The sequence below is a fragment of the Cronobacter turicensis genome (assembly GCF_041222865.1).
GTDB lineage: Bacteria > Pseudomonadota > Gammaproteobacteria > Enterobacterales > Enterobacteriaceae > Cronobacter > Cronobacter turicensis.
Map to the genome: position 1 here is coordinate 50732 of NZ_CP165997.1, position 18729 is coordinate 69460.

Genomic DNA, 18729 nt, shown 5'->3' on the forward strand with positions numbered 1-18729 from the left:
GGGCATTATTCTTGTTTTCACTGGCGTTGAGGGGGCTCTAATAAGATAATTTATCTAAATGGAACGCTATATTTTTTTATTGTGGTTGTAAGTGCGTTTTACCTGTTAAATTGTATAATTCAAATATTGAATTTATTATTATGCTAAATAAAAAAGAATGATTTATCAAAAAATCACAGCAGGCAGACAGTCTTCAGCGAAAAAAGCCGACAGGGACGGCGCAAGTTTGTCAGACTGCCCGTAAGAAAAATATCAAGAAGGTGGCGATAGAGACACATCGCTGCGCTATGCGTTGGAGTAACGCTCGGTTTCCGGCATCCAGCGCTCAATTAATGCCGCTGCCTGCTCGGGATAACGCTCATGAATGTGGCGTGCAATACGTTGCACTTCTGGAATGAGTGACTGATCGCGCAGCAGATCCGCCACCTTGAATTCGGCGTTCCCCGTCTGACGGGTACCGAGTAATTCTCCCGGCCCGCGAATCTCGAGATCTTTCTGAGCAATCACAAAGCCGTCGTTGCTGTCGCGCAGGACCTGCAGGCGAATCTGCGCCGTTCTGGAGAGTGGAGATTTGTAGAGTAGCACGCAATGGGATGCAACCGCGCCGCGCCCGACGCGTCCGCGCAGCTGATGCAGTTGCGCAAGGCCCAGCCGCTCCGGGTTTTCGATAATCATTAAGCTGGCGTTAGGAACATCTACACCCACTTCAATAACGGTAGTCGCCACCAGAAGGTGCATTTCGCCCTGCTTAAACGCCTGCATCACCGCCTGCTTTTCCGCGGGTTTCATGCGCCCATGCACCAGCCCGACGTTGAGTTCAGGCAGCGTGATTTTCAACTCTTCCCAGGTCGCTTCCGCCGCCTGCGCTTCCAGCAGTTCCGACTCTTCAATCAGCGTACACACCCAGTACGCCTGACGGCCCTCTTCAAGGCAGGCGCTGCGCACACGCTCAATAATATCGCTGCGACGTGTATCGGGAATGGCGACGGTGGTGACGGGCGTACGGCCAGGCGGCAGTTCGTAGATAACCGAGGTATCCAGATCGGCATACGCCGTCATCGCCAGCGTGCGGGGAATTGGCGTGGCGGTCATGATCAGCTGATGCGGATGAAAGCCCTGCTGCTGGCCCTTTTCCCAGAGCGCCAGACGCTGATGTACGCCAAACCGGTGCTGTTCATCAATGATGACCAGCGCCAGGCCATTAAACTGCACCTGTTCCTGGAAAATCGCGTGCGTGCCGACGATCATCGAGACCTGGCCGCTGGCGATAGCGTCCTGCTGCGCCTGGCGCGCTTTGCCTTTTTGCTTGCCCGCCAGCCAGCCCACTTCAATGCCGAGCGGGGAGAACCAGTTGCGGAAATTGTTGGCGTGTTGTTCGGCCAGTAGTTCCGTTGGCGCCATCAGCGCGACCTGTTTTCCGTTGGCGATTGCGCGCAGCGCGGCAAGCGCTGCCACCAGCGTTTTGCCGGAGCCGACATCCCCTTGCACAAGGCGCATCATCGGGATATCCAGCGCCATGTCGCGCTCGATTTCCGCCACTACGCGCGCCTGCGCGCCGGTGGGTTTGAAAGGCAGCGAGGCGAGCAGTTGCTCTTTTAGCTCATCACGGGCGGCAAGAGACAGCGCGTGGTAACGCTGGGCACCGGCGCGTAGCGCCAGCATGCTGAGGTTGTGAGCCAGTAATTCTTCCAGAATTAATCGACGCTGCGCAGGGTGCTGTCCGCTCTCTAAATCTTCCAGCTTCATATCCGGCGGCGGGCGATGCAACGTGCGCAACGCCTCCGGAAGACTCATCAACCCCTGTGACAACTCCGGCGGCAACAGCTCGGTAATGGCGCAGGTTTCCAGCAGTTCCAGCGCCTGATCGGTAAGCTTACGCAACGTCGCCTGACGGACGCCTTCGGTGGTCGGATAAACGGGCGTCAGGGTTTCCTGCATTTCCGGCGCGCTGACATCGCCCTGAATACGGTACTCAGGGTGGATCATTTCCGCGCCGTATTTACCGCGTTTCGCTTCGCCATACGCCAGTACGCGACGGCCCGTCGCGAGGCTGTTTTTCATCGCGGCGTTGAAGTTGAAAAAGCGCATCGTCAGGATGCCGGTGCCGTCGCTTATCTGGCAGGTCATCATACGGCGGCCGCCAAACGTGATATTGCAGTTCAGGACTTCGCCTTCCACCGTGGCGTAAACGCCAGGCAGAAGGTCGTTGATGGGATAAAGATGGGTGCGGTCTTCGTAGCGCAGGGGAAAATGCAGCAGCAGATCCTGGATAGTATGCAGGCCGATTTTAGCGAGCTTCGCGCTCTGGCTGGCGCCCACGCCGGTCAGCGAGCTTAGCGGTACGGCATCCAGCAAACGGCCGCGCATCGTTTACTCCGCAGCCTGCATGGTGGCCCACCAGACCTGCGGCGCGTCGATTTCGCCCAGCTCATTCACGCGCGGATAGGGCAAACCTTTACGTTTTGCGACTCTCGCCAGCACCGGGTAGCCGCCTTCAAACAGCAGGCGCTGCTGTTCCTCTTCAGGCAGAGTACTGTTGGCGCGTCGATACATTCCCGCATTTTGCCGCTGGCGCTGCGCTTCATAAAGGATAAGCGCTGAGGCGACGGAAACGTTAAGGGACTGCACCATGCCGATCATCGGAATGATGATGTCCTGGTCTGCGAGGCGTAACGCCTCTTCGGTAATCCCTGTTTTTTCCTGTCCCATCAGGATGCAGGTTGGGCGCGTATAATCGATTTCACGAAAATCGACGGCCTTGTCAGACAGATGGGTTGCGAGGATTTGCATGCCGCGCGCTTTCAGATGGCCCACCGCATCGCCGATGTTGCGATGGGTTTTTACTTCCACCCAGCTGTTACTGCCTGCGGCGGAAGAGGCCATGGTACGCATGCGGTTTCCCGGCCAGACGGCGTGGACTTCATGCACGCCCACGGCATCTGCGGTGCGGATGATCGCCGAGACATTATGAGGCTTGTGCACCTGCTCCATGCAGACCGTGAGATCGGGCTGACGCCGGGCCAGCATCTCGCAGATACGCGCGTAACGCTGAGAATTCATACGGTTAATTTCTGTTACGGGTGACTTTAATCACGTCCGGCATCACGCGAATTTTACGCATGATATTCGCCAGATGTACGCGATCGCGCGCCGTAAGGCGAATGAAGGCGCTGTACACGCGGCCATCTTTCTCTTCGGTATTCAGGCTCTGAATATTCGAACCGGCGGTATTGATTGCCGCCGTCAGGTTCGCCAGCGCACCCTGGTGGTTAAACATATCCACCTTGATCTCGGTGATAAATTCCTGCTCGGTCTCTTTATCCCACTCGACCGCCATAAACTTCTCGGGCTCTTTCTGATAGCCGCGGATGTTCCGGCAGGATTCATGATGGATAACAAGACCTTTGCCAGGACTGACGTGCGCGACGATCGGATCGCCGGGAATCGGGCGACAGCATTTGGCGAAGGTAATCAACACGCCGTCGGCGCCTTTGATCGGCAGATGGCTGTGGCCAGACGCCGGCACGCTCGGCTGGTTGCCTGCGGTCGCCTCGCCCTGTAGCAGGTTTTTCGCGACCACCACGCTCATGGCGTTGCCGAGGCCGATTTCCGCCAGCAGATCGTCAAGCGTGGCGAGCTTCATACGCTCAAGCTCACGCTGGATATGCTCCGGCGGGATTTCTGCCAGTTTACGGCTGCCACCCAGCGCGTGATTCAGAAGACGGCGGCCAAGGCTCACCGAGTCATCACGCTTGAGGTTTTTCAGCATCTGGCGAATTTTGGCGCGTGCTTTGGAGCTGACGACAAAATTGAGCCAGGCGGCGTTCGGGCGCGCGCCCGGCGCGGTAATAATTTCTACGGTCTGGCCGCTGGCAAGCGACTGAGACAGCGGATAGGGCTGGCGATCGACACGTGCGCCAACGCAGGCGTGGCCGATATCCGTATGCACCGCATAGGCGAAATCGACCGGCGTCGCGCCCGCAGGTAGCTCGACAATGCGCCCTTCCGGCGTGAAAACGTAAATCTCATCCGGGAAGAGATCGGATTTAACGCTCTCGATAAATTCAAAAGAACTGCCCGCGCTCTGCTGAAGTTCCAGCAGGCTTTGCATCCAGCGCTGGGCGCGGATCTGCGCGGTCGTGCTACTTTCGCCGTGCTCTTTATAAGCCCAGTGCGCCGCGACGCCCATTTCCGCCATCTGGTCCATATCTTCCGTGCGGATCTGCACTTCGACCGGCACGCCGTGCGGGCCAATCATTGAAGTATGGAGCGACTGATAGCCGTTCGCCTTGGGGATCGCGATGTAATCTTTCATGCGGCCGGGACGCGGCTTGTAAAGGCTGTGCATCTGACCAAGCACGCGATAACAGGTGTCGACATCTTTTACGATCACGCGAAACGCGTAGATGTCCATGATCGAGTGAAAACGCTGCTCTTTGAGCACCATCTTGCAGTAGATGGAGTAAAGATGTTTTTCGCGACCGCTGACGCGACAGGGAATGCCCGCCTCCTGCAAGCGCCCCTCGATTTCAGAAAGGATCTTCTGAATCATCTCCTTACGGTTGCCACGCGCGGCCTTAACGACCTCTTTAATGACGCGGTAACGGTTCGGATGCAGCGCCTCGAACCCCAGTTCTTCCAGTTCGGTTTTAAGGTGATGAATACCGAGGCGGTGAGCCAGAGGGCTATAGATTTCAAGGGTTTCGCGGGCGATGCGGCGACGCTTATCGGGGCGCAAAGAGCCCAGCGTGCGCATGTTATGCGTGCGGTCGGCGAGTTTAATCAGGATGACGCGGATATCCTGCACCATCGCCATAATCATTTTGCGAAAGTTTTCGGCCTGCGCCTCTTTCTTATCGCGGAATTTCAGCTTATCAAGCTTCGATACGCCTTCCACCAGTTCGGCAACGCTTTTACCAAACAGCTGTTCCATGTCCTGGTAGGTGGCAGGTGTATCTTCAATCACATCATGCAGTAGCGCAGCCATGAGCGTTTCATAGTCGAGCTTCATCTCGGCCAAGATACAAGCCACAGCTACTGGATGAGTGATGTAGGGTTCGCCACTTGAACGTGTCTGTCCCTCGTGAGCATCACGTGCAACGAGATAAGCCTGCTGCAGACGCTTAATCTGGTCCGCAGGCAGGTATTGTTGAATCAGTTGATTCAGGCTTTCAAACAGATACAAGGGCTACCCGCACTAGTGATTAACGACGGCCTTCAGCGATAGCGGTAACGGCCTGCAGTTCTGCGGCTTCCTGCTCCTGCTGCTCCTGGCGCTCACGCACGTCGAGGATCTGGTTGTTGATCAGACCTTCTTCGATTTCACGCAGCGCAATAACAGTGGTTTTATCGTTTTCTTCCGGTACCAGCGGATCTTTGCCGCCCACCTGCATCTGACGAGCGCGACGCGCGGCGACCAGTACCAGGTCAAAACGGTTACCAATTTTCTCTACAGCGTCCTGAACAGTTACGCGTGCCATATTTAAAAAGCTCCACAGGTGAAGAAATGACTGGGCATGATACTGAAACTACGTTCAGTCTGCCAATAGTTTGGTGATTAAAGCGTCATGTCGCTGCTTCTGGCGGCTCATACGCAGACGTTCGGCGCGCAGGATGATTTTTAAGTCAGCCAGCGCGGCATCAAAATCGTCATTGACGATAAGGTAATCGTACTCCGCATAGTGGCTCATTTCCGCCACGGCCTGCGCCATACGTTTAGCAATCACCTCTTCGCTATCCTGACCACGGCCGCGCAGGCGGCGGTCCAGTTCTTCCTTAGACGGCGGCAGAATAAAGATACTGCGCGCCTGCGGCATTTTTTCGCGGATTTGCCGCGCGCCCTGCCAGTCAATATCAAGGAAAACATCTACCCCAGTCGCCAGCACCTGCTCAATCGCCGCGCGTGACGTACCGTAGTAGTTGCCAAACACTTCCGCATGCTCAAGAAACGCGTCTTCAGCAATCATCGACCGAAACTGGTCGTGACTAACGAAGTAGTAGTGCTCGCCGTGGACTTCGCCAGGGCGCGGGTTACGCGTGGTATGCGACACCGACACCTGGGAATCATAGAGCGGTTGCGTCTTTAAAAAAGCCTGAATAAGGCTGGATTTACCCGCGCCACTGGGAGCGGAAACAATATAAAGCGTGCCTTGAGCCATGTGGTTTTACGTCTGTTGGTATGCGAAAAGAGGAGCGTATACCGCCTTATTATACACGTCGCGCTACGCTGGCGCAGTCTTTGTCGCAGAGTTCGCGTCGCTTTGCGTCATTTTGCGAGACATTATCCAGAAAAATTGTCTCGTTTATGCAATCAGCGAAAAACCCTGGAAAACCCCTCGTAAAACGTAACAACTCGCATCGCCGCCAGACGTCGTCATGTATTACCGTCTCGTCAGGAAAGCGAAGGGGGTGAAACGTGCGCATTATTATTCTTTTATTGCTGGCCAGTCTGGCCTGCGAAAGCGCTTATGCGTCCTGTCCTGGCTGGACGTCTGAGCAGGCGCGACAGGAGGTTGCGGCGCTGGAAAGCCAGTTGGCGCGCTGGGATGAAGCATACTGGCTTCGCGGCGAAAATAACGTCAGCGACGCCGTCTATGACGGCATGCGCCAAAGGCTTAACGTGTGGAAAACCTGTTTTTCGCTCGCTACGGTGAGCGCCGCGCCGCCGCCGGTTGCCGCCGGGCGCACACATCACCCTGTTGCGCATACGGGGGTACAAAAACTCAAAGATGCCGCATCGCTCTCGCAATGGATGCACGGAAAAACGGATCTGTGGGTGCAACCGAAGGTGGATGGAGTGGCGGTTTCGCTGGTTTACCGGAAGGGCGAGCTACGACAGGTCATCAGCCGTGGCGATGGTTTGCAGGGGGAAGACTGGACAGCGCGCGCACGCCATATCCCGGCAATTCCTTTGCAAGTGAAAGGTGAGCTCGCTGACAGCGTGTTGCAGGGCGAGCTTTTTCTGCGCCGGGAAGGGCACCATCAACAGCAAGACGGCGGGATTAATGCACGAGCACAGGTAGCGGGCGCGATGATGCGCAACACGGCATCCCCTCTGCTTAACGATCTGGACCTGTTTATCTGGGCATGGCCGGACGGGCCGAAAGAGATGGAAACGCGTTTGACCATCCTGGCGCAAGGGGGTTTCCCCTTAGCGCGAGCCTGGAGTCAGCCGGTGAGTTCCGTTGCAGACGTCACGCGTTGGCGCAAGCAATGGTTCCGCGAACCGCTTCCCTTTGTGACAGATGGCGTCGTGATCCGTGAGGCCAGAGAGCCGCCCGGAAAAAGCTGGCGTCCGGGTGAAGGCTCGTGGGTCGCCGCATGGAAATACCCGCCAGTGAAGCAGGTAACGGAAGTAAACGCGCTGCGTTTCGCTGTTGGCCGGACCGGCAAGATAAGCGTCGTGGCGCAACTGGAGCCGATAACGCTTGATGATAAACAGGTATCGAAAGTCAGTATTGGTTCGCTGACGCGCTGGGAAAAGCTCGATTTGGCCGAAGGCGATGAAGTGGAGGTGAGTCTTGCAGGTCAGGGTATTCCGCGGCTGGATGCGGTTGTCTGGCGGCCTGCAAAACGCAGTAAGCCTGCGCCGCCAGCCGCACGTTTCGATGCGCTGAGCTGCTTGTTTGCAACGGGTGCGTGTGAAGAGCAGTTTATCTCGCGTCTGGTCTGGCTTAGCGGCAAGCCCGTATTCGATCTTGCGGGAATGGGAGAGGCCACGTGGCGTCAGTTATCGAGCCGCCATCGTTTTGAACATCTCTTTTCCTGGCTTGCGCTCAGCGTTGACGCATTAAAACAAACGCCGGGGTTTAGCGCCCCACGCGCGACACGGCTCTGGCATCAGTTCAACCTGACGCGCCAGCTGCCTTTCCAGCGCTGGGTAAAAGCGCTGGGCCTGCCTTTGCCTGCGCGAGCATGGCAGGCGCTGGCAGATGACACATGGCATCAGTTACAGATGCGTGATGAACGTAGCTGGCAGACGCTTCCTGGCGTAGGCGCCGAACGTGCGCGACAGCTGGTCAACTACATTCATCATCCGGATGTCGCTGCGCTTGCGCAGTGGCTGGTAGAGCAAAAAATCGACGGATTTGCGCTGCCATAACCATTGGGCGTAACGCTATGTATAACGCGTCAGTGCATTCCGGCGCGGTAATGAAAAACCGGCAGCCCGAGCCGAAAGCGCAGCGCCAGCAGACGCGCCGTAAAACCGAACAGGAGCGTTGCTATCACTACCACATCATGGCTTGAGACGTAATGCTCCAGAGCGATATACAGCACCGCGGCGGCGAAAGAGATGCCTGCATAAAGTTCTTTCTGAAAGACGAGCGGGATGCGTTTACAGAACATGTCTCGTAATACGCCGCCAAAGACGCCCGTTACAACAGCGGCTATCGAGGCGATGATCGGGCCTTCGCCCATATCCAGCGCGATTTGCGCGCCGATAATGGAGAAAACCACAAGCCCCAGCGCGTCCAGCACCAGGAAAAGACGCCGCAGATGAGGCATCACCGGGGCGACAAATGTCGTGATTACCGCCGCAGCGGCAACGATCACCACATACTCCGGGTGTTTGACCCAGCCCAGCGGGTAATGGCCCAGTAAGATGTCCCGGACGGAGCCGCCGCCAAGCGCGGTGGCCGTCGCGATAATAATGACGCCGAAAGTATCCATGCGGCGACGGCCAGCCGCCAGAGCGCCTGTCATTGCTTCTGCGGTAATGCCAATCAAATAAAGTACATGCAGTAACATCGTTCCCCCTGAATCAGGCCGCAAAGGGTAACGATTCATGTATGACGCAACGATTGAGATTTTCTAAGGTGAGGTGTTTCGGATTAGTTTTTTTAAGGCAAAGAAAGAGGCAGGCTGATGTAGGCGGGTGGGTTTTCATGAAGAAAGGCCCTGACGGGCCTTTTAAAAGTTACTCGATATTTTGGATCTGCTCGCGCATCTGCTCAATTAACACTTTGAGTTCAATAGCGGAATTGGTCACTTCGGCGTTAATCGACTTAGACGCCAGCGTGTTCGATTCGCGGTTAAATTCCTGCATCATGAAGTCCAGTCGGCGGCCTACCGCCTCTTTCTTCTTCAGGATGTTATAGGTTTCTTTAACGTGCGCTTCCAGGCGGTCGAGCTCTTCAGCGACATCAATGCGCTGCGCCATCATCACCAGCTCTTGCTCCAGGCGGTTATTCTCAAGCTGCACCTGCGCGTCTTCGAGTTTTGACACCAGTCGCTCACGCTGCCATTGAAGAATTTCCGGCATATGCGCACGCACTTTGGTGACTTCGGCGCTGACGCCTTCGAGGCGTTGTTCGATAAGCGCTTTGAGCGCCTGGCCTTCGGTTTCGCGCGCCACGATGAAATCGTCGAGCGCGCCGTCGAGCGCGGCCAGAATCTCGGTGGCGATGGCATCAAGATCCTGCTCCTGAGCGGCCATTACGCCCGGCCAGCGCAGAATATCGACCGGGTTGATTTCGCCCTCGTCGCTTTGCATTTTTACCCAGTTAGCGGCGGAAACCAGCTGCTTCGCCAGTTTTTCGTTAAGAATAAGCTCGCCCTGCGCGCTGGCATCGGGCTCAAAACGCAGGCTACACTCGATTTTGCCGCGTGTCAGACGGGTACGGATGCGCTCGCGCACCACGGGCTCAAGGCTGCGGAACTGCTCCGGCAGACGGAAATAGGTTTCCAGGTAGCGCTGGTTTACTGAACGTAGCTCCCAGGTGGCGCTGCCCCAGTCACCCTTAATTTCTCGCCGGGCGTAGGCGGTCATACTGCGGATCATAGAAGTACCCGTTTTCTGATGTGAATGTGGGGATTATAGCTACCGCAGGTCTTACAGGATAGGAATAAGCGCTTTCAGCCCGTATAATGCGCAGCCACATTCGTTAACAAGCCGGAGATATGCCCATGCGTCCAGCAGGCCGTAGCGCATCAGAAGTGCGCCCAGTTACCCTGACCCGTCATTACACTAAACACGCAGAAGGCTCCGTGCTGGTTGAGTTTGGCGATACCAAAGTGCTTTGCACCGCCTCCATTGAAGAAGGCGTGCCGCGCTTCCTGAAAGGCCAGGGACAAGGCTGGATCACAGCCGAATATGGCATGTTGCCGCGCGCGACCCATACCCGTAACGCCCGTGAAGCGGCGAAAGGCAAACAGGGCGGCCGTACACTCGAAATTCAGCGTCTGATTGCCCGTGCGCTGCGCGCTGCGGTGGATCTTAAAGCGCTAGGCGAATTTACCATTACCCTCGACTGCGATGTGATTCAGGCCGACGGCGGCACCCGCACGGCGTCCATTACCGGTGCCTGCGTTGCGCTTGCTGATGCGCTGAACGCGCTGGTTGCGGCGGGCAAGCTGAAAACCAATCCGCTGAAAGGAATGGTTGCGGCGGTATCCGTCGGTATCGTTAACGGCGAAGCGGTATGCGATCTGGAGTATGTGGAAGATTCCGCCGCCGATACCGATATGAACGTCGTCATGACGGAAGACGGTCGTATGATTGAAGTGCAGGGCACGGCAGAAGGCGAGCCCTTCACTCATGAGGAGTTGCTCGACTTGCTGGCGCTGGCCCGCGGGGGAATCGAGTCGATCGTGGCGTCGCAGAAGGCGGCGTTAGCAAACTGATTTTTAAGGCGACTGAAAAGTCGCTTTTTTTATGCCTGCAATATGCTATCTGAGGAGCAAAGCCATGAAACCGTATCAGCGCCAGTTTATTGAATTCGCCCTTAACAAACAGGTGCTTAAATTTGGTGAGTTCACGCTGAAATCCGGGCGCCAGAGCCCTTACTTCTTTAACGCCGGTTTGTTTAATACCGGTCGCGATCTGGCGTTGCTGGGCCGTTTTTATGCTGAGGCGCTGGTTGATTCCGGCATTGATTTCGATCTGCTGTTCGGCCCCGCTTACAAAGGCATTCCTATCGCCACCACGACCGCCGTCGCGCTTTCAGAACATCACGATCGCGACGTGCCGTACTGCTTTAACCGTAAAGAGGCGAAAGACCACGGCGAAGGCGGCAGCCTGGTCGGCAGCCCGCTTCAGGGCCGCGTCATGCTGGTGGATGATGTGATTACCGCGGGTACCGCGATCCGTGAATCCATGGAAATTATCCAGGCGCACGGCGCAACGCTTGCGGGGGTGATGATTTCGCTCGACAGGCAGGAGCGCGGACGCGGCGAGCTTTCCGCCATTCAGGAAGTGGAGCGCGATTACGGTTGTCAGGTAATTGCGATTATTACGCTTAACGAGCTTATCGCGTATCTGGCGGAAAAACCGGAGATGGCCAATCATCTGGCTGCGGTAGAGGCTTATCGCCAGCAATACGGCGTCTGACAGAAATAAAAAAGGCCGGAGATCCGGCCTTTTCTCTGCCTGCATTGACATTATTGCAGCTGCGCGGCCAGCAGTGGCCAACGGGCTTCGAAATCCGCCGTCGGGCTGTAGCGGAACTCACTGCGCACAAAGCGCGACAACATCCCTTCGCAAAACGCCAGCAGCTGGCTTGCCAGCAGCGCTTCGTCAGTCGCATAGCCTTCGCCTTCGCGCATTTTCTTCTCGCGCAACACCTGACGCAACTGCGCTTCAATACGCTCAAACAGCTGGTTAATACGCCCCTGCAGACGATCCTGTTCAAACATCAGCGCATGCCCGGTAAGAATACGGGTCAGCCCCGGGTTACGCTCGCCGAAACCGAGGATGAGCTGCACAATCAGACGCAGGCGGTTAAGCGTCTCTTTTTCATCTTTCAGAATCAGATTAATGCGGGTAATCAGACTGTCTTCAATAAATTCAATCAGGCTGTCGAACATGCGGGTTTTACTGGGGAAGTGGCGATAAAGCGCCGCTTCGGAAACGCCAACGGAAGCCGCCAGTTTTGCGGTCGTAATACGTTGGCTGCCATCGCTGGATTCAAGCATCTGCGCCAGAGACTGAAGTATTTCTTCGCGACGGTTCCTTTTCGCGGTTTGTTTTTCTGCCATGTTTTAAAATACCCCTGAAAAATAATCACTTGCCAGGCGAGCATCCACAAAGCGTCCGCAGGCTTTCGCCTGCGGCAATCTGTTCGCTTTATTTAACTTAAGGAATGCGCGGTTACGCGGGCAGCTTATTTACGCCCGGAGTGCCCGAAGCCGCCTTCGCCGCGATCGGTGGCGGTAAAGTCTTCCACCAGATTAAATTCCGCCTGCACCACTGGCACAAACACCATTTGCGCGATGCGCTCGCCCGGTTCAATCGTGAAGCTCTGCTGGCCGCGGTTCCAGACGGAAACCATCAGCTGGCCCTGGTAGTCGGAATCGATAAGCCCGACCAGGTTACCCAGCACAACGCCATGTTTATGTCCAAGGCCAGAGCGCGGCAGAATAACGGCGGCAAGCGTTGGATCGGCGATATGAATAGCCAGACCGGTTGGCAGGAGCGTCGTCGCACCCGGCGCCAGTTCAACGGACTCGTCCAGGCAGGCGCGCAGATCGAGGCCTGCTGAGCCAGAGGTGGCATACGTCGGCAGCGGGAATTGCTCGCCCACGCGCGGGTCCAGAATCTTAACGTCGATTTTTTTCATCATAACGGGTAACAATCTCGTCCAGTAAACGTTGGCCAAGGAGCGCCTTCCGCTCAAGCGGTAAGACTTTCTCTCCCTCCTGCCAGAAAAGATGCAAAGCGTTGGTATCGCTGTTAAAGCCGTGACCGGCTTGCGACACATCGTTGGCGCAAATCAGATCAAGGTTTTTGCGCAGGCGTTTTTGCCGCGCATATTCTTCCACATTATTTGTTTCGGCAGCAAACCCGACAACATAAGGGCGATTTTGTGAGAGCGCCGCGACGCCTGCGACAATATCGGGATTTTTCACCATTTTCAGCGTCAGCTCATCGCCCTGTTTTTTTATTTTTTCAGAAGAAATGGTCTCGGCCCGGTAGTCCGCGACGGCCGCGCAGCCGATGAAAATCTGCTGCTGCTGCGCGCGTTGCTGAACGGCGGCTTCCATTTCCAGCGCGCTCCCGACATCGATTCTCTCCACCCCTGGCGGCGTCGCCAGGGCGACCGGCCCGGCGACCAGCGTAACGCGCGCGCCGCGGGCGCTCGCCGCCGCCGCAATCGCAAACCCCATTTTGCCGGAGCTGTCGTTGGTGATATAGCGCACCGGATCCAGCCGCTCACGAGTCGGACCCGCGGTAATCATGATGTTGAGATGTTGCAGATCGTTGACAGGCGCGAAGTGGTTTGCGGCAAGCTCCACAATCTCTAACGGATCGAGCATACGGCCGGGGCCAACATCGCCGCAGGCCTGACTGCCGCTGTCCGGCCCCCAGATACGTAAACCACGTGAGGCGAGCTGCTCAATATTCTGCTGCGTCGCGATATTACGGTACATCTGCTGATTCATAGCCGGGACGACGGCGACAGGTGACGGCGTGGCGAGACAAATCGTTGTCACCAGATCGTTCGCCATGCCCGCGGCGACGCGCGCAATGAGATCGGCGGTGGCGGGCGCGAGAATCACTAAATCCGCCCATTTGCCGAGTTCAATATGACCCATTGCGGCTTCGGCGGCCGGGTCAAGCAGGCTGTCTGACACAGGGTAGCCGGAAACGGCCTGCAGGCTCAGCGGCGTAATAAACGCTTTCGCTGCCTCGGTCATTGCAACGCGTACTTCCGCGCCGCGCTCGCGCAGACGGCGCACCAGTTCCGGCGTTTTATACGCCGCAATGCCGCCGCTGACGCCCAGAACGATTTTTTTACCGGCAAGGCCCATGGTCTTCTCTTCCTGTCACTTTCTGGAAAGTGGGCATTTTATCACAATCCCCAAACCTGCGCGGCGGTATGAAATTTAAACTTTGCGAGACGTCGCGCAGGGATAAAAAACCGCGGTCGTCAGCCTCTGGCCGCCGGCGGATAATGGCGTAACGACAAAGGGCAGGGAAGACGATGGCGAAAATGGACTACGGGCCGCGGGAAAAGCTCATGCGATACGGCGCGGCGGATTTAAGCGATGAAGAATTGCTGGCGATTTTCCTGCGTACCGGGACGCCGGGTATGGATGTCATGAAGCTGGCAAAACGGCTGCTGGCGCATTTTGGCTCGCTGTACGGGCTGTTGTCGGCGGATATCGCGCCATTTCGACAAATTGGCGGCGTCGGCATGGCGAAATACGTGCAGCTCAGGGCCATCGGCGAACTGGCGCGGCGCTATTATCGCTCGCGGCCCAACGAAGAGACGGCGCTACTGAGCCCGACGATTACGCGCGAATTTCTGGAAAGCCAGCTTGCGGAGCAGGAGCGCGAAATGTTTCTGGTGATTTTTCTTGATAGCCAGAATCGTATTATCAGGCAAAATACGCTGTTCACCGGCACGCTCAGCCATGTTGAAGTGCATCCGCGGGAAATCGTTCGCGAGGCGGTACGGCTCAACGCCGCCGCGATTATCCTTGCGCATAATCACCCTTCCGGGCACGCCGAGCCCAGCCGGGCGGATAAAATGGTCACCGAGCGTATCGTAAAATGTTGTCAGCTGGTGGACATTCGGGTGCTTGACCATCTGGTCATTGGGCGTGGAGAATACGTTTCTTTCGCCGAACGTGGGTGGATATAAGCCAGACGTGGCGATCCTTAGCGATCTTTATCTGTTCGGGACTTGAGCAGACGGTCCCGGCAGCGTATACTACGCCACCTTTGAGAATCTCGGGTTTGGCATGTGGGCCTGGCAATGCGAGTTCCATTGAACCGCCAGACTGGGCCATCAGGCCTGACGAGGCTGCCAACACCCTATACGAAGCTCGAGCTAATTTGATTTTTGGAGAATAGACATGTCCCGAGTCTGCCAAGTAACTGGCAAGCGTCCGGTGACCGGTAACAACCGTTCCCACGCACTGAACGCGACTAAACGCCGTTTTCTGCCGAACCTGCACTCTCACCGTTTCTGGGTTGAGAGCGAAAAGCGTTTCGTTACTCTGCGCGTATCTGCTAAAGGTATGCGTGTAATTGATAAAAAAGGCATCGATGTAGTTCTTTCTGAACTGCGTGCCCGTGGCGAAAAGTACTAAGTACTTAGAGGAAATAAATCATGGCTAAAGGTATTCGCGAGAAAATCAAGCTGGTTTCTTCTGCTGGTACTGGTCACTTCTATACCACCACGAAGAACAAACGTACTAAGCCGGAAAAACTGGAACTGAAGAAATTCGATCCGGTTGTCCGTCAGCACGTTCTCTACAAAGAAGCTAAAATCAAATAAGATTTTTGTCTGATTTGTACAAAAACCCCGCTCCGGCGGGGTTTTTTGTTTTCCGAACCGCCCTCATATCCTCTGTTACCGCTCCCTGTTAATGAACTCACGCGAGAGACGCTATGCCTGAATTACCTGAGGTGGAAACCAGCCGTCGCGGGATTGAACCGCATCTGGTTGGCGAAACGATACTGCACGCTGTTGTACGTAACGGCCGCCTGCGCTGGCCGGTATCTGATGAAATCCATGCGTTAAGCGACAAACCCGTTCTCAGCGTGCAGCGTCGCGCCAAATACCTGCTGCTGGAACTGCCGGATGGCTGGATAATCATCCACCTTGGCATGTCCGGCAGCCTGCGCATCCTGCCGGAAGAGCGCCCGGCTGAGAAGCACGATCACGTTGACCTGGTGATGAGCAACGGCAAAGTGCTGCGCTACACCGACCCACGCCGTTTCGGCGCCTGGCTGTGGACGCGTGAACTCGAAGGTCACAATGTGCTGGCGCATCTGGGGCCGGAGCCGCTAAGCGACGCCTTTAACGGCGCGTACCTGCGTGATAAATGCGCGAAAAAGAAAGTCGCTATCAAACCCTGGCTGATGGATAACAAACTGGTGGTGGGCGTCGGTAATATTTACGCCAGCGAATCGCTGTTTGCCGCCGGGATCCATCCCGATCGGCTGGCCTCGTCGCTGTCGGAAAAAGAGTGTGAACTGCTGGCCCAGGCGATCAAAGCGGTGCTGTTACGATCGATTGAGCAGGGCGGCACGACGCTGCGCGATTTTCTGCAAAGCGACGGCAAACCGGGCTATTTTGCGCAACAGTTACAGGTCTATGGGCGGGAAGGCGAACCGTGCCGGGTGTGCGGCACGCCGATTCTGGCGGGGAAACATGCTCAGCGCCGCACCTACTGGTGCCGACGCTGTCAGAAGTGATTAGCGCAGCTTTTCCAGCAGCGCCTGGTGAACGTGCGCAGGCATGAAGTGGGAGACGTCGCCCTTGTGGCGCGCCACTTCCTTCACCAGGCTCGAAGAGATAAACGACCACTCTTTCGACGGCATCAGAAAGACGCTTTCAAGCGACGGCATCAGATGCCGGTTCATATGCGCCAGCTGCATCTCATATTCGAAATCGCCCGCGGTGCGCAGGCCGCGTACCAGAACATTCGCCTGCTGTGCCTGCGCGAAATTCGCCATCAAATCGCTAAAACCGGTCACGCTGACGTTCGGCAGATGCGCCGCAGCTTGCTGCGCGAGATCTACACGCTCATCCAGGGAAAACATCGTTTTTTTATGCGGGCTGGCGGCGACCGCCAGGATTAGCTCGTCAAACATGCTGGCTGCACGGGTGATGATATCGAGATGACCGTTGGTGATCGGGTCGAAAGTACCTGGGTAAATCGCGCGAGTGGTCATAGCGTTACTTTTCCGTAAAGCCGCGGTTCAGCGCCCACAGCTCGGTATATTTGTTGAAGGTGTACTGGGCGTTAACGACCGCCAGTAGCCAGCCCTGTCGACCATCCAGCACGCCTGCGCGCAGTATCAGCGTTTTGCAGAACGCGGCCAGCGTGCGCCCGAAGATCCCCGCCACCGACACCTTCTTGCCTTTCAGGTGGCGCTCCTGCGCCCAGGCGGTGGCGTAATTCAACTGCTTGCGCTGGAAGCTGGCGAAATCGCGGCAGGTCAGATGCAGCAGGTCGCCCGAAAGTGTCGCCACGCGCGCACCCGGCGCGTCGAGCGATTCATGCACCTGATTATCATTATAGCGATAGCGCTCGCGCGCATAGAGGCGGGTGACGCGATCCGGATACCAGCCGCTGTGGCGCATAAAGCGTCCCAGAAACAGATTACGACGGGCGATACTGTACACCGTCTGCGGATCGGGGTTTTCAAGCACCTGATGAATCGCCTGCGCCAGCTCCGGCGTCACGCGCTCGTCAGTATCGATCATCAATATGTAGTCGCCGCTGGCGTACTGCTGGGCCCGCTGACGCTGAACGCCGTAGCCTTGCCAGTCGCTTTCGGTAAACACTTTCGCGCCAGCGGCTGTGGCGATTGCGACCGTGCCGTCGCTGCTGCCGGAATCCAGCACCACGATTTCATCGGCCCAGGCCACAGAAGCGAGGCAGTCCGGCAGCAACGCCGCCGCGTTTTTAGCAATCATCACCACCGAGAGGCGCGCGCGCATCAGTGGCTCCGCTGCGGAAGGTAGGGATGCAGCAGCTGCAACAGGCGCTGTAGCGCGCCCTGGTTCTGGTGCAGCACTTCTACCGCATGGCGGCCGTACCAGAGCCGGTAATCTTCGTCGGTCAAAAGCGTGGAGATTTCTTTCACCAGTGAATCGGCGTCGGTGACGGTGATAAGCCCGTCGGCTTCCTGCAATTTGGCGCAGATATCTTTGAAGTTAAACGTATGCGGGCCCATCAGCACCGGAATGGCGTGCGCGGCAGGCTCAAGAGGGTTATGGCCGCCACGCTCGACAAGGCTGCCGCCGACAAAGGCGAGATCGGCGATGCCGTACAACAGCATCAGTTCGCCCATGGTATCGCCAATGACCACTTGCGTGCTGCCGGACGGAATTTCGCCGGTGCTGCGCAGCGTAAAGCTAAAGCCCGCTTTCTGTACTAAATCGCGCGCGTCTTTGAAACGTTCCGGATGGCGCGGCACCAGGATCAGCAGCAGATCGGGAAAGGTTTCCAGCAGCTGGCGATGCGCCTGCAGAATAATCGCTTCTTCGCCATCATGGGTGCTGGTGGCAATCCAGACCTGACGGCGCGGCGCCCACTGGCGACGCAGCGTAATCGCGCGCGCGGCCAGTTCCGGCGTTACGGAAATATCGAATTTCAGGCTGCCGGTGACCGCCAGCTGGTTGCGCTTAAGGCCAAGCGCGGTAAAACGGCTGGCGTCTTCATCATTCTGCGCGGCAATCAGCGTGATTTTCGCGAGCAGGCGGCGCATAAACCCGCCGAGCTTTTGATAGCCTTTGGCGGAGCGTTCGGAGAGGCGGGCGTTCGCGATAACCAGCGGAATTTTGCGCTGATGCAGCGCGGAAATCATATTCGGCCACAGCTCGGTTTCCATGACGATCACCAGTTTCGGGCGCACCGTTTCCAGGAAACGGTTCATGGCGCAGGGCAGATCGTAAGGCAAGTAAACGTGATGCACATCTTTGCCGAAAGCCGACTGCACGCGCTCAGAGCCCGTCGGCGTCATCGTGGTGACGGTAATCGGCAGAGACGGATAGCGGTGGCGCAGCGCGCGCACCAGCGGAATGGCGGCCAGGGTTTCGCCCACGGATACCGAGTGCAGCAGGATACCGTCCGGCAACACTTTTCCCTGACAAAAGCCGTAGCGTTCCCCCCATCGTTTGCGATAGGCAGGGGCTTTACGGCTGCGGAGCAAAAGCCGCACCCAGACAAAAGGCTGTATCAGGTAGAGCAGAGCGGTATACAACGATTCCAAGCTAATATCCGTTATTTTCTGTATCGGCGGGCAAATTCTAAGCATTTCACCGGGGT

The 18729-nt window shown here is 56.8% G+C and carries 20 protein-coding genes; 7 read left to right on the forward strand and 13 right to left on the reverse strand.

The window, feature by feature from the left end; all coding sequences use genetic code 11:
- Positions 1–285: 285 nt before the first annotated feature.
- From recG to gmk, 5 genes are read right to left on the reverse strand one after another with little or no spacing between them, the layout of a single operon-like run.
- Entirely contained in the window at positions 286–2367 is a 2082-nt protein-coding gene (gene recG / locus AB8W27_RS00230; protein WP_015742966.1) for an ATP-dependent DNA helicase RecG, read from the reverse strand.
- Between the two features lie 3 nt (positions 2368–2370).
- The gene (trmH, locus tag AB8W27_RS00235) at positions 2371–3060 is read right to left on the reverse strand and encodes a tRNA (guanosine(18)-2'-O)-methyltransferase TrmH (RefSeq protein ID WP_015742965.1); all 690 of its coding nucleotides are present in this window, start codon (positions 3058–3060) and stop codon (positions 2371–2373) included.
- 4 nt (positions 3061–3064) lie between these two features.
- Entirely contained in the window at positions 3065–5185 is a 2121-nt protein-coding gene (gene spoT / locus AB8W27_RS00240) for a bifunctional GTP diphosphokinase/guanosine-3',5'-bis pyrophosphate 3'-pyrophosphohydrolase (RefSeq protein ID WP_015742964.1), read from the reverse strand.
- Positions 5186–5204: 19 nt separating this feature from the next.
- Complete coding sequence (gene rpoZ, locus AB8W27_RS00245; protein ID WP_000135058.1) at positions 5205–5480, reverse strand: DNA-directed RNA polymerase subunit omega; 276 nt, start codon at positions 5478–5480, stop codon at positions 5205–5207.
- A 54-nt stretch (positions 5481–5534) separates the two neighbouring features.
- On the reverse strand, positions 5535–6158 hold the full coding sequence (gene gmk, locus AB8W27_RS00250; protein ID WP_015742963.1) for a guanylate kinase: 624 nt from the start codon (positions 6156–6158) through the stop codon (positions 5535–5537).
- 257 nt (positions 6159–6415) lie between these two features.
- Here gmk and ligB point away from each other — a divergent pair, with 257 nt between their 5' ends.
- Positions 6416–8101, forward strand: coding sequence for an NAD-dependent DNA ligase LigB (ligB, locus tag AB8W27_RS00255; protein WP_041924070.1), 1686 nt, complete (start codon positions 6416–6418; stop codon positions 8099–8101).
- Between the two features lie 29 nt (positions 8102–8130).
- Here the strand turns inward: ligB and AB8W27_RS00260 are convergent, their stop codons facing one another.
- Positions 8131–8748 carry a trimeric intracellular cation channel family protein gene (locus AB8W27_RS00260; protein ID WP_015742961.1) on the reverse strand — a complete coding sequence of 206 codons (618 nt, stop codon included), beginning with the start codon at positions 8746–8748 and terminating at the stop codon, positions 8131–8133.
- Between the two features lie 169 nt (positions 8749–8917).
- Positions 8918–9781, reverse strand: a complete 864-nt coding sequence (locus tag AB8W27_RS00265) for a YicC/YloC family endoribonuclease (RefSeq protein WP_015742960.1) — start codon at positions 9779–9781, stop codon at positions 8918–8920.
- Positions 9782–9906: 125 nt separating this feature from the next.
- Here AB8W27_RS00265 and rph point away from each other — a divergent pair, with 125 nt between their 5' ends.
- Positions 9907–10623 carry a ribonuclease PH gene (rph, locus tag AB8W27_RS00270; protein ID WP_007765560.1) on the forward strand — a complete coding sequence of 239 codons (717 nt, stop codon included), beginning with the start codon at positions 9907–9909 and terminating at the stop codon, positions 10621–10623.
- Between the two features lie 64 nt (positions 10624–10687).
- Positions 10688–11329, forward strand: coding sequence for an orotate phosphoribosyltransferase (pyrE, locus tag AB8W27_RS00275; RefSeq protein ID WP_015742958.1), 642 nt, complete (start codon positions 10688–10690; stop codon positions 11327–11329).
- Positions 11330–11379: 50 nt separating this feature from the next.
- Here pyrE and slmA read toward each other — a convergent pair whose 3' ends face one another.
- The 3 genes from slmA to coaBC all read right to left on the reverse strand — a co-directional run bounded on the left by slmA (position 11380) and on the right by coaBC (position 13749).
- Complete coding sequence (gene slmA / locus AB8W27_RS00280; RefSeq protein ID WP_007703339.1) at positions 11380–11976, reverse strand: nucleoid occlusion factor SlmA; 597 nt, start codon at positions 11974–11976, stop codon at positions 11380–11382.
- A 125-nt stretch (positions 11977–12101) separates the two neighbouring features.
- A complete protein-coding gene (dut, locus tag AB8W27_RS00285) occupies positions 12102–12560 on the reverse strand; it encodes a dUTP diphosphatase (RefSeq protein ID WP_015742957.1) in 459 nt (152 codons plus the stop codon).
- The gene (gene coaBC / locus AB8W27_RS00290; RefSeq protein WP_015742956.1) at positions 12538–13749 is read right to left on the reverse strand and encodes a bifunctional phosphopantothenoylcysteine decarboxylase/phosphopantothenate--cysteine ligase CoaBC; all 1212 of its coding nucleotides are present in this window, start codon (positions 13747–13749) and stop codon (positions 12538–12540) included. Before coaBC ends, dut begins: the two co-directional genes overlap by 23 nt.
- Positions 13750–13922: 173 nt before the next feature.
- Between coaBC and radC the strand changes: the two genes are divergently transcribed.
- The 4 genes from radC to mutM all read left to right on the forward strand — a co-directional run bounded on the left by radC (position 13923) and on the right by mutM (position 16147).
- Positions 13923–14585 carry a DNA repair protein RadC gene (gene radC, locus AB8W27_RS00295; protein ID WP_015742955.1) on the forward strand — a complete coding sequence of 221 codons (663 nt, stop codon included), beginning with the start codon at positions 13923–13925 and terminating at the stop codon, positions 14583–14585.
- 214 nt (positions 14586–14799) lie between these two features.
- Positions 14800–15036: a 50S ribosomal protein L28 gene (gene rpmB, locus AB8W27_RS00300; protein ID WP_004388471.1), complete on the forward strand. Its 237-nt coding sequence runs from the start codon at positions 14800–14802 to the stop codon at positions 15034–15036.
- A 20-nt stretch (positions 15037–15056) separates the two neighbouring features.
- Positions 15057–15224 (forward strand): 50S ribosomal protein L33, encoded by a 168-nt coding sequence (gene rpmG, locus AB8W27_RS00305; RefSeq protein ID WP_003024094.1) that lies wholly within the window; start codon positions 15057–15059, stop codon positions 15222–15224.
- A 113-nt stretch (positions 15225–15337) separates the two neighbouring features.
- Positions 15338–16147 carry a bifunctional DNA-formamidopyrimidine glycosylase/DNA-(apurinic or apyrimidinic site) lyase gene (gene mutM, locus AB8W27_RS00310; RefSeq protein WP_007765542.1) on the forward strand — a complete coding sequence of 270 codons (810 nt, stop codon included), beginning with the start codon at positions 15338–15340 and terminating at the stop codon, positions 16145–16147.
- On the opposite strand, the gene coaD is transcribed toward mutM, so the two are convergent.
- Genes coaD through waaA form a run of 3 tightly spaced genes read right to left on the reverse strand, consistent with a single transcriptional unit; the run spans position 16148 to position 18673 of the window.
- Complete coding sequence (gene coaD / locus AB8W27_RS00315) at positions 16148–16627, reverse strand: pantetheine-phosphate adenylyltransferase (protein WP_015742953.1); 480 nt, start codon at positions 16625–16627, stop codon at positions 16148–16150. It lies immediately after the preceding gene.
- 4 nt (positions 16628–16631) lie between these two features.
- Entirely contained in the window at positions 16632–17399 is a 768-nt protein-coding gene (locus AB8W27_RS00320) for a glycosyltransferase family 2 protein (RefSeq protein WP_015742952.1), read from the reverse strand.
- Positions 17399–18673 carry a lipid IV(A) 3-deoxy-D-manno-octulosonic acid transferase gene (gene waaA / locus AB8W27_RS00325; protein ID WP_041924069.1) on the reverse strand — a complete coding sequence of 425 codons (1275 nt, stop codon included), beginning with the start codon at positions 18671–18673 and terminating at the stop codon, positions 17399–17401. The genes AB8W27_RS00320 and waaA overlap by 1 nt, the downstream gene beginning before the upstream one ends.
- Positions 18674–18729 lie beyond the last annotated feature (56 nt).